This window comes from Streptomyces griseofuscus, from assembly GCF_014673495.1.
Classification (GTDB): Bacteria; Actinomycetota; Actinomycetes; order Streptomycetales; family Streptomycetaceae; genus Streptomyces; species Streptomyces murinus.
This window is the reverse complement of record NZ_CP051006.1, coordinates 5,657,571-5,668,439: the sequence shown is the minus strand read 5'-3', so window position 1 is coordinate 5,668,439 and position 10,869 is coordinate 5,657,571. Positions and strand designations below refer to the sequence as shown.

Here is a 10,869-nt window from a genome sequence, read left to right as displayed (position 1 = left end):
GACCCGTACGAGTGAATGTGCATGGCCCGGGCTCTCCGGGGGCCTGACAACTGTTCACAGCCGCTTGACCCCCTTGATCCGGCCGACCCTGGCGGAGCGGGTGCGGGCCTTGGCCTTGAGCGCGCCGAGGCCGCCGCGCTGGCTGCCGATGCGCAGCCCGGTGCCGGAGGACAGCCAGCCCGAGGAGATGTCGGCCGCCTTGGCGCTGGTGGCGGTGGTCTCGGCCAGCGGATCGTTGTCGCAGCGGCGGGCCAGCCACATCACCGCCGGTACCACGAACGGGGCCAGCAGCAGGTCGTACAGGGCGGCCGAGAACAGCAGTCCGGGCAGTCCGACATGGCGGGCGGCGGTGTCGCCGACCAGGGCGCCCACCCCGGCGTACAGCAGCGTGGAGCCGATCGCGGCGGCGACGACCACGGCCATCGGGCCGGTCGCCGACCTCAGCCGGCCGTTCTCCGGCTTGACCAGACCGGCGAAGTAGCCGGTCACACAGAGCACCAGGGCGTAGCGGCCCGCCGCGTGGTCCGCGGGCGGGGCCAGGTCGGCCAGCAGACCGGCCGCGAACCCCACGAGGGCGCCGCCGACATGGCCGTACACCATGGCGAGGCCGAGGACGGTCAGGAGCAGCAGATCGGGGACGGCGCCCGGCAGATGGAGGCGGGCGAGGACGCTCACCTGGATCACCAGGGCGACCACGACCAGCGGCACGGAGAGCAGGATCCGGTTGACACGCATGGGGATTGAGCTCCTACCGCTGCTGGTCGGTCTGTGGTTCGTCGGTCTGGGACGGGTCGGACCGCGACTGGTCGCTCTGCGACTGATCGCTCTGCCCGCCGCCCTGGTTCGCGCCCGTGGACGGGGTGACCGTGACGGTCACCGTGGGCGTCGGGACCGGCTTGGGCTTGCTCGGCAGGACCTCGTCGCGCGGGTCCTTCTTCGGCGCCTGGACGACCACGCCGACGATGTCGAGCTTGGTGAAGCTGACGTACGGGGTGACGTACAGGGTGCGGGTCAGACCGCCGCCGGAGGGGTCGACACGCGAGACCACACCGACCGGCACCCCCGGCACGAACGGCTTGTCGGACTCCGAGCCGAAGGTGACCAGGCGGTCGCCCTTCTTCACCTCGGCCTTGCCGTTGAGGAGTTGGACGCGCAGCGGGCGGTCGCCCTGGCCGGAGGCGAAGCCGAGTTCGTCGCTGCCCTCCATCCGGGTGCCGACGGTGAAGTCCGGGTCGTTGGCGAGCAGCACGGTGGACGTGTCGGGCCCGACCGTGGTGACCCGGCCGACCAGGCCGTCGGCGTTCAGGACGGTCATGTCCCGCTTGATGCCGTCGCTCGCGCCGACGTCGATGGTGATGGTCCAGGAGAAGCCCTGCGCCGACCCTATGGCGACGACCTGGGCGCCCTTGATGCCGTACTGGCCCTCACCGGCGAGCTTCATCATGCTGTCGAGCTGGTTGAGGCGGCTGCGGCTGCGGTCGTCGCTGCCGAGCTTCGCCTTGAGGGCCGCGTTCTCCTTCTCCAGCGTGGCGAGCCTGCTGTGCCGTTCGCCCGAGTCGCGGATCGCGGAGACGGCGTTGCCGACCGGGTCGACCGCCGAGGACAGTCCGTCCTCCACCGGGCCGAACACGGTGGCCGCGGCCTGCCGGGCACCGTCGACCGGGGAGTTCCGGCCCCCTCGGATATCCACGGTGATCAACGCGAACGCGATGGCGATCAGCAGGACCAGGAGCAGCCGGCTCTCTTTGGTGTCCCTCACGTGCGGCGGCCGTGCCCTTCCTCAAGTAGGAATTCATCGGACCACCGGAAAAGCGCGAAAGGTACGGCGCAAATCCAAGCGGCCCATTGGGGGAGCTTATGCCTCTATATCAACGATCCGCCGTACGAGAGGAGAACGTCTCGTACGGCGGAATCGATGCGCCGTGTCATCGACGCGGCTGCGCGTCCAGAACCTGCTGGAGCGCCTCGAACTCCTCGACGCACTTTCCGGATCCGAGCGCCACGCTGTCCAGCGGGTCCTCGGCGATATGGATCGGCATACCGGTCTCGCGGCGCAGCCGCTCGTCCAGGCCGCGCAGCAGGGCGCCGCCGCCGGTCAGCACGATGCCCCGGTCCATGATGTCGCCGGACAGCTCCGGCGGGCACTTGTCGAGGGTCGTCTTGACCGCGTCCACGATCGCGTTGACCGGCTCCTCGATCGCCTTGCGGACCTCGGCGGCCGAGATGACGACGGTCTTGGGCAGCCCGGACACCAGGTCCCGGCCGCGGACTTCGGTGTGCTCGTCGGAGTCGAGTGCGTACGCGGAACCGATGGTGATCTTGATCTGCTCGGCGGTGCGCTCACCCAGGAGAAGGCTGTACTCCTTCTTGATGTACTGGATGATCGCGTTGTCCAGCTCGTCGCCCGCCACCCGGATCGACTGGGCGGTGACGATGCCGCCGAGGGAGATGACCGCGACCTCCGTGGTGCCGCCGCCGATGTCCACCACCATGTTGCCCGTGGCCTCATGGACCGGCAGGCCGGAGCCGATGGCCGCGGCCATGGGCTCCTCGATGATGTGCACCTGGCGGGCGCCCGCCTGGCTGGAGGCCTCGATGACCGCGCGGCGCTCGACGCCCGTGATGCCCGAGGGCACACAGACCACGACGCGCGGGCGGGCCAGATACCGGCGCTTGTGGATCTTCAGGATGAAGTAGCGCAGCATCCGCTCGGTGATCTCGAAGTCGGCGATGACGCCGTCCTTCAGCGGCCGGACCGCCACGATGTTCCCCGGCGTCCGGCCGATCATCTTCTTCGCTTCGGCGCCGACCGCCAGGATGCCACCGGTGTTGGTGTTGATCGCGACGACGGACGGCTCGTTGAGCACGATTCCGCGACCCCTGACGTACACCAGCGTGTTGGCGGTCCCGAGGTCGACAGCCATGTCACGGCCGATGAACGACATTGAGTTCCCCATCCGGATTCATCTGGCCTTCCTGAGCTTTTGAGGGCATGTCAGGCAGGCGAGGCGGGTGCTGTGACGTGAAGGCTTCCATCGTAAACGCGCTTGCACGAACACTGCGCGAGGGTCTCCGCCATTGTCACCAGATGGCGGGCCGCCCCGCTTGTGGAGACGGGCGTTCGGGGGCGCGCGTTCCCTCTATCGCCGGTATTACGCGCGGCCCGGGAAGAAGATCTTCACCTCGCGCTCGGCGGACTCCTCGGAGTCGGAGGCGTGGATCAGGTTCTCCCGGACGATGACGCCGAAGTCGCCGCGGATGGAGCCGGGCTGGGCGGCGATCGGGTCGGTCGGACCGGCGAGCTGGCGCACGCCCTCGATGACCCGCTCGCCCTCGACGATCAGGGCGACGACCGGACCGGAGGACATGAACGCGACCAGCGGCTCGTAGAAGGGCTTGCCCTTGTGCTCGCCGTAGTGCAGCTCCAGCGTGTCCTGGTCCAGGGAGCGCAGTTCCAGCGCGGTGATCTGCCAGCCGGCCTTGCGCTCGATACGGCTGATGATCTCGCCGGTCAGGCCGCGACGGACGGCGTCGGGCTTGAGCAGGACGAGGGTGCGCTGGCTCACGAGGGGACTCCTTACGCGTGGGACGTGTGCGGTGGGACGAGGTTACAGGGCGTATCCGGGCGCCCGTTACGCAGCGTCAGCCGAGGACTCGGCCTGGGCCGCGAACCGGGCCTTGGCCTCGTCCACCTTTCGCCCGAAGTGCACCGAGGCCCACCACAGGGCGGCGAACACCACGCCCATGAAATACATGGTCGGCACGAAGACACCGGAGGCGACCAGGGCGATCTGAAGGGCCCAGCCGAGGGCGACGCCCCCGGGCCGGGTCACCATGCCGCACAGCAGCACACACAGGGCCATGGCGATGCCGCTGACCAGCCAGACCGTGGAGACCGACAGGCTCGGGTCCTTCATGGCGACCAGACCGGCGAAACCGATGACGAAGAACTCGCCGATCAGCGTGGATGAACAGAGCGTACGCACGTCGGACTCCTCAGCCCTTGCCCAGCAGCAGCCGGGCCTCGCCGACCGTGATGACGGAACCGGTGACCAGCACACCGCCGCCCGCGAACTCGCCCTCCTCCTCGGCCAGCGTGATCGCGGCCTCCAGGGCGTCGGGCAGCCTCGGTTCGACCTGGACCCGCTCGTCACCGAAGACCTCGACGGCGATGGCGGCCAGTTCGTCCGCGTCCATGGCGCGGTGGCTGGAGTTCTGGGTGACGACGACCTCGGCGAAGATCGGCTCGAAGGCCTCCAGCAGCCCGCGCACGTTCTTGTCGCCGCTCGCGCCGACCACGCCGATCAGCCGCGTGAAGTCGAACGCCTCGCGCACCGCCTCTGCGGTGGCCTCGGCGCCGGCCGGGTTGTGCGCGGCGTCCAGGACGACGGTGGGAGAGCGTCGTACGACCTCCAGGCGGCCCGGGGAGGAGACGGCGGCGAACGCCTTGCGGACGGTGTCGATGTCCAGCGGCTCGGCACGCTGGGCGCCGACGCCGAAGAAGGCCTCCACGGCGGCGAGCGCCACGGCCGCGTTGTGCGCCTGGTGGGCGCCGTGCAGCGGGAGGTAGACCTCGGGGTACTCGCCGCCGAGGCCGCGCAGGGTGAGCATCTGTCCGCCGACGGCGACCTGGCGGGCCACGATGCCGAACTCCAGGCCCTCGCGGGCCACGGTGGCGTCGACCTCCACGGCCTTCTTCAGCAGCACCTGGGCGGCGTCCACGGGCTGCTGGGCCAGGATGACGGTGGCACCCTGCTTGATGACGCCGGCCTTCTCGCCGGCGATCTCGCCGGTGGTCTCGCCGAGGCGGTCGGTGTGGTCCAGGCCGATCGGGGTGACGACGGCGACATCGCCGTCGATCACATTGGTGGCGTCCCAGGAGCCGCCCATGCCGACCTCCACGACGGCCACGTCGACCGGCGCGTCCGCGAAGGCGGCGTAGGCCATGCCGGTGAGGACCTCGAAGAAGGACAGCCGGTACTCCTGGGCGGCGTCCACCATCTCGATGTACGGCTTGATGTCCTGGTACGTCTCGATGAAGCGCTCGGCGGAGACCGGGGCGCCGTCCAGGCTGATCCGCTCGGTGATCGACTGCACATGGGGGCTGGTGTAGCGGCCGGTGCGCAGCTCGAAGGCGCCGAGCAGGCACTCGATCATGCGGGCGGTGGAGGTCTTGCCGTTCGTACCCGTGATGTGGATCGAGGGGTACGAGCGCTGGGGGTCGCCCAGCACGTCCATCAGCGCGGAGATCCTGCTGACCGAGGGCTCCAGCTTGGTCTCGCCCCAGCGGGTCGCCAGCTCCGCCTCGACCTCGCGCAGCGCCTTGTCGACTTCCGGGTCCTCGGGCCGCGCGGGCACATCGGCCTGCGGCGCGCCGCCCTGGGTACGCAGGGTACGGCTGCCTGCCTCGATGACGGCGAGGTCGGGGTCGCGGTCGGTCTCGGCCTCGATGATCTCCTCGAACGGGTCGAGGGGATCGGGCTGGTCGTTCTCGTGCGGGAGGTCGCTCACGGGTATCAGTCTACGGAGCCCCACTGACATGGGTGGGCGAAGGCCCCGGTGCCTGGTCGGTACCGGGGCCTTCGGCCAGCGTGAACCGGTTCACGCTTGGTCATGCGTGAGGTTCTTCAGCCCCGGCGCGAACCGGTTCACGCTGGTCATGTGCGAGTCCCCCACACTGACCGGCGTGAGTGACTCACGCTTCTGGCAGCTTCGCCAGCTGGCTCTCGATCCGCGAGATGTCCTCGTCGGCCTTCGTGAGCCGCGTGCGGATCTTCTCCACGACGTGGTCCGGGGCCTTCGCCAGGAACGCCTCGTTGCCCAGCTTGGCCTCGGCCTGCTGACGCTCCTTCTGCGCTGCCGCCAGGTCCTTCGCGAGGCGCTTGCGCTCGGCGGCCACGTCGATGGTGCCGGAGAGGTCGAGGGCGACCTCGGCGCCGGCGATCGGCAGGGTGGCCGTCGCCGTGAAGGAGTCGCCCTCCGGCTGGAGGCGCAGCAGCTGGCGGATGGCCGCCTCGTGCGGCGCCAGCGCCGTGCCGTCCAGGGTCAGCCGGGCCGGGACCCGCTGGCCGGGCTGGAGGCCCTGGTCGGCGCGGAAGCGGCGGACCTCGGTGATCACGGACTGGAGCGCGGAGATCTCCTGCTCGGCGGCCGCGTCACGGAAGCCGCTGTCGGTCGGCCACTCGGCGATGACGATCGACTCGCCGCCGGTCAGCGTCGTCCACAGCGTCTCCGTGACGAACGGGACCACCGGGTGCAGCAGCTTCAGGGTGACGTCCAGGACCTCGCCCAGGACCCGCTTGGAGACCTCGGCCTGCTCGCCGCCCGCCTGGAAGACGGTCTTGGACAGCTCGACGTACCAGTCGAAGACCTCGTCCCACGCGAAGTGGAAGAGGGCGTCCGACAGCTTGGCGAACTGGAAGTCCTCGTACAGCGCGTCGACTTCGGCCACGACCGAGTTGAGGCGGGAGAGGATCCAGCGGTCCGTCGCCGAGAGCTTCGACGCCTCGGGCAGCGGACCCTCGACCGTCGCGCCGTTCATCAGCGCGAAGCGCGTGGCGTTCCAGATCTTGTTGGCGAAGTTGCGCGAGCCCTGGACCCAGTCCTCGCCGATCGGCACGTCGACGCCCGGGTTGGCGCCGCGGGCCAGCGTGAAGCGCAGGGCGTCGCTGCCGTACTTGTCCATCCAGTCCAGCGGGTTGACCGCGTTGCCGAAGGACTTCGACATCTTCTTGCCGAACTGGTCGCGGACCATGCCGTGCAGGGCGATGGTGTGGAACGGCGGGGTGCCGTCCATCGCGTACAGGCCGAACATCATCATCCGGGCGACCCAGAAGAAGAGGATGTCGTAGCCGGTGACCAGGACGGAGTTCGGGTAGAACTTCGCGAGCGACTCGGTCTGTTCCGGCCAGCCCAGGGTGGAGAAGGGCCACAGGCCGGAGGAGAACCAGGTGTCGAGGACGTCGGTGTCCTGGTGCCAGCCCTCGCCGGCGGGCGGCTGCTCGCCGGGGCCGACGCAGACGACCTCGCCCTCGGGGCCGTACCACACCGGGATCCGGTGGCCCCACCACAACTGGCGCGAGATGCACCAGTCGTGGAGGTTGTCGACCCAGTCGAAGTACCGCTTCTCCATCTCCTGCGGATGGATCTTGACCTTGCCCTCGCGGACCGCGTCACCCGCGGCCTTGGCGAGCGGGCCGACCTTGACCCACCACTGCATGGACAGCCGCGGCTCGATGGTGGTCTTGCAGCGCGAGCAGTGGCCGACGGAGTGGACGTACGGCCGCTTCTCGGCGACGATCCGGCCCTCGGCGCGCAGCGCGGCCACGATGGCGGAGCGGGCCTCCAGGCGGTCCATGCCCTGGAAGGGGCCGTGCACGGTGATCACGGCGTGTTCGTCCATCACGGTGATGGACGGCAGGTCGTGGCGCTGGCCGATCTCGAAGTCGTTCGGGTCGTGCGCCGGGGTCACCTTGACGGCGCCGGTGCCGAACTCGGGGTCGACATGGGCGTCGGCGACGACCGGGATGGAGCGGTCGGTCAGCGGGAGCTTGATGAGCTTGCCGACCAGGTGCCGGTAGCGCTCGTCCTCGGGGTGGACGGCGACGGCCGTGTCACCGAGCATCGTCTCGGCACGGGTGGTGGCGACGACGATGGCGTCGTCCCCCTCGCCGTACTTCATGGAGACCAGCTCGCCGTCGTCGTCCTGGTACTCCACCTCGATGTCCGAGATGGCGGTCAGACAGCGGGGGCACCAGTTGATGATGCGCTCGGCGCGGTAGATCAGCTCGTCGTCGTACAGGCGCTTGAAGATGGTCTGGACGGCCTGGGAGAGGCCCTCGTCCATGGTGAAGCGCTCACGGGACCAGTCGACGCCGTCGCCGAGGCGGCGCATCTGGCCGGAGATCTGGCCGCCGGACTCGCCCTTCCACTTCCAGACGCGCTCCACGAATGCCTCGCGGCCCAGGTCGTGGCGGGACTTGCCCTCCTTGCCGAGCTCGCGCTCGACGACGTTCTGGGTGGCGATGCCGGCGTGGTCCATGCCGGGCTGCCACAGGGTCTCGTAGCCCTGCATGCGCTTGCGGCGGGTCAGGGCGTCGATGAGCGTGTGCTCGAAGGCGTGGCCCAGGTGGAGGGAGCCGGTGACGTTGGGCGGCGGGATGACGACGGTGTACGGCGGCTTCTCGCTCTTCGCGTCCGCCTCGAAGTACCCCCGCTCTACCCAGCGCTCGTACAGCGGCCCCTCTACATCGGCCGGCGCGTACTGGGTCGGCAGTTCGGTGTCGGGCGCGGGTGGCTGCTGCTGAGCGTTCTCGGTCACGGGGCTCAGTTTAGAGGGGTCACGGGCCGGTCCCGAAACGCGTTTGTTCTGTAACGGTGCCGCCCCCGGTGCCCTGCGGTTCTTCGGCCTGGTTCAGGATGTCAGGGACATATAAGCGTCCTAGGGGGATCCCAGAGATGAGCAACAACCAGCCGGGCCCGTACGGTCAGCCACCCCAGCAGCCGGGTCCCTACGGACAGCCGGGTCAGCCCGGTCCGTACGGGCAGCCGCAGCAGCCGGGTCCGTACGGTCAGCAGCCGCAGGGCGGCCCCTACGGACAGCCGCCGCAGCCCGGCTACGGCTACCCCCAGCAGGCCCCGCCGCAGCAGCCGGGGTACGGCTACCCCCAGCAGCCGGGGATGCCCCAGCAGCCCGGTCCGTACGGCCAGCAGCCCTATGGCCAGCAGCAGCCCTACGGCGGCATGCCGCAGCCGCCCCAGCCGGGTGGCGGCAAGAAGAAGACCGGCCTGATCATCGGCTCGGTCGTGGTCGTGGCGGCGATCGTGGTGGGCGCGGTCTTCCTGCTCGGCGGCAGCGACGGCAGCAGCACCGTCGCGAACGACGGCGCGCACAAGCTGATAACGCCGGCGACGGTGATCAACGGGACCTACACCAAGCAGGACGGCTCGGACGGGTCCTCGGACGGGCTCAGCGACTCCGACAAGTCGGACTTCCAGAAGTGGGGTGTGCAGAACCCCACGGAGGTCAGCTCCAGCTACGAGACCGGCACCGGGCTGACCAAGAAGGGCCTGTCCTTCAGCGGGGTGTACGGCACCATCGACAACCCCGAGGCCGTGGTGGACGCGATGTTCGCCAAGATCAAGACCGAGTCGTCGAAGGACCAGAGCGACTCCACCACCAAGGGCAAGATGCTCGGCAGTCCGGAGACCGTGCACCCGGCCGGGTTCTCCAACGGCGTCATGAAGTGCCAGGTGGCGCAGATCGACAACACCGACTCCTCGTCCTCGTCCTCCGGCATGCCGAAGAGCTTCAAGATGCCGATGTGCATCTGGGGCGACCACAGCACCGTCGCCTTCGTGTCCGACTACAGCGTGGCCTCCCTCGCCTCCGGCCAGTCCGGCTCCCTGGACGAGACCGCCGAACTGGCGACGAAGCTGCGCAACGACGTGCGGGTCAAGGCGTAACCGGCGTAACCGCCCAGGGGCGTAGGCCCGTTGGCGTCCGCCCCCAGGCACGCGGAAGGGGCCCCGGTCTGATGACCGGGGCCCCTTCCACGTCGTTCGGGCGGCTGGCTACGCCGTCTTCTGCTCCCCCGAACCCCGTCCGCGGGCGTCGCGGGGGATCAGGGTCGGGTTGACGTTCGAGAGGACCACGTCGGCGGTGATGACGACGCGGGCGACGTCCTTGCGGGACGGGACCTCGTACATCACGCCCTGGAGGACTTCCTCCATGATGGCGCGCAGGCCGCGGGCGCCGGTCTGGCGGAGGATGGCCTGGTCGGCGATGGCCTCCAGGGCCTCGCGCTCGAAGTCCAGCTCCACGCCGTCGAGTTCGAAGAGGCGCTGGTACTGCTTGACGAGCGCGTTGCGCGGCTCGACCAGGATCTGTAGCAGGGCCTCGCGGTCCAGGTTGTGGACCGAGGTGATCACCGGCAGCCGGCCGATGAACTCGGGGATCATGCCGAACTTGACCAGGTCCTCCGGCATGACGTCCTCGAAGACGTCCTTGGCCTCCAGCTCGCGCTTGGACAGGATCGTCGCGCCGAAGCCGATGCCCTTGGCGCCCGCCCGCGACTCGATGATCTTCTCCAGACCGGCGAAGGCACCGCCCACGATGAACAGCACGTTCGTCGTGTCGATCTGGATGAACTCCTGGTGCGGGTGCTTGCGGCCGCCCTGCGGCGGCACCGAGGCGGTGGTGCCCTCCAGGATCTTCAGCAGGGCCTGCTGCACGCCCTCGCCGCTGACGTCCCGGGTGATCGACGGGTTCTCGCTCTTGCGGGCCACCTTGTCGATCTCGTCGATGTAGATGATGCCCGTCTCGGCCTTCTTGACGTCGTAGTCGGCGGCCTGGATGAGCTTGAGGAGGATGTTCTCCACGTCCTCGCCGACATAGCCCGCCTCCGTCAGCGCGGTCGCGTCGGCGATGGCGAACGGCACGTTCAGCATGCGCGCCAGGGTCTGGGCGAGGAGGGTCTTGCCGGAGCCCGTGGGGCCCAGCAGGAGGATGTTGGACTTCGCCAGCTCGATGGCGTCGTCACGGCCGCTCGCGCCGCCGTTCTCGCCCGCCTGGACCCGCTTGTAGTGGTTGTACACCGCGACGGACAGCGCCTTCTTGGCGGCCTCCTGGCCGACCACGTAGCCCTCGAGGAACTCGTAGATCTCGCGGGGCTTGGGCAGCTCTTCCCAGCGCACCTCGCTGGTCTCGGCCAGCTCTTCCTCGATGATCTCGTTGCAGAGATCGATGCACTCGTCGCAGATGTACACACCGGGCCCTGCGATGAGCTTCTTGACCTGCTTCTGGCTCTTGCCGCAGAACGAGCACTTGAGCAGATCGCCGCCGTCACCGATGCGTGCCACGGTGTGCTT

9 protein-coding genes are annotated in these 10,869 nt (G+C 69.2%); 1 reads left to right on the top strand and 8 read right to left on the bottom strand.

The features are described 5' to 3' along the window. Positions 1-54: 54 nt before the first annotated feature. The 7 genes from mreD to HEP81_RS25690 form a co-directional block, all read right to left on the bottom strand. Positions 55-735, bottom strand: coding sequence for a rod shape-determining protein MreD (gene mreD / locus HEP81_RS25720; protein ID WP_037651842.1), 681 nt, complete (start codon positions 733-735; stop codon positions 55-57). Between the two features lie 13 nt (positions 736-748). After that, positions 749-1,759: a rod shape-determining protein MreC gene (gene mreC / locus HEP81_RS25715; RefSeq protein WP_051849879.1), complete on the bottom strand. Its 1,011-nt coding sequence runs from the start codon at positions 1,757-1,759 to the stop codon at positions 749-751. Between the two features lie 166 nt (positions 1,760-1,925). Beyond that, positions 1,926-2,945 (bottom strand): rod shape-determining protein, encoded by a 1,020-nt coding sequence (locus HEP81_RS25710; protein WP_037651840.1) that lies wholly within the window; start codon positions 2,943-2,945, stop codon positions 1,926-1,928. A 207-nt stretch (positions 2,946-3,152) separates the two neighbouring features. Continuing rightward, positions 3,153-3,566, bottom strand: a complete 414-nt coding sequence (gene ndk / locus HEP81_RS25705; RefSeq protein WP_037651838.1) for a nucleoside-diphosphate kinase — start codon at positions 3,564-3,566, stop codon at positions 3,153-3,155. 66 nt (positions 3,567-3,632) lie between these two features. Then, complete coding sequence (locus HEP81_RS25700; RefSeq protein ID WP_037651837.1) at positions 3,633-3,986, bottom strand: DUF4233 domain-containing protein; 354 nt, start codon at positions 3,984-3,986, stop codon at positions 3,633-3,635. 10 nt (positions 3,987-3,996) lie between these two features. Beyond that, positions 3,997-5,541, bottom strand: coding sequence for a bifunctional tetrahydrofolate synthase/dihydrofolate synthase (folC, locus tag HEP81_RS25695; protein ID WP_220511570.1), 1,545 nt, complete (start codon positions 5,539-5,541; stop codon positions 3,997-3,999). Positions 5,542-5,695: 154 nt separating this feature from the next. Continuing rightward, positions 5,696-8,320 (bottom strand): valine--tRNA ligase, encoded by a 2,625-nt coding sequence (locus tag HEP81_RS25690; RefSeq protein ID WP_037651833.1) that lies wholly within the window; start codon positions 8,318-8,320, stop codon positions 5,696-5,698. 137 nt (positions 8,321-8,457) lie between these two features. On the opposite strand from HEP81_RS25690, the gene HEP81_RS25685 reads away from it, so the two are divergent. Then, a complete protein-coding gene (locus HEP81_RS25685) occupies positions 8,458-9,465 on the top strand; it encodes a membrane protein (RefSeq protein ID WP_037651830.1) in 1,008 nt (335 codons plus the stop codon). Positions 9,466-9,573: 108 nt separating this feature from the next. Here HEP81_RS25685 and clpX read toward each other — a convergent pair whose 3' ends face one another. Then, a complete protein-coding gene (gene clpX / locus HEP81_RS25680) occupies positions 9,574-10,860 on the bottom strand; it encodes an ATP-dependent Clp protease ATP-binding subunit ClpX (protein WP_037651828.1) in 1,287 nt (428 codons plus the stop codon). Between the last annotated feature and the right edge of the window lie 9 nt (positions 10,861-10,869).

Bases quoted from the DNA above. Each gene is read 5' to 3' on its own strand.
- HEP81_RS25685 (WP_037651830.1), top strand. From the start codon at position 8,458: ATGAGCAACAACCAGCCGGGCCCGTACGGTCAGCCACCCCAGCAGCCG.
- mreD (WP_037651842.1), bottom strand. From the start codon at position 735: ATGCGTGTCAACCGGATCCTGCTCTCCGTGCCGCTGGTCGTGGTCGCC.
- HEP81_RS25710 (WP_037651840.1), bottom strand. From the start codon at position 2,945: ATGTCGTTCATCGGCCGTGACATGGCTGTCGACCTCGGGACCGCCAAC.
- folC (WP_220511570.1), bottom strand. From the start codon at position 5,541: ATGTCAGTGGGGCTCCGTAGACTGATACCCGTGAGCGACCTCCCGCAC.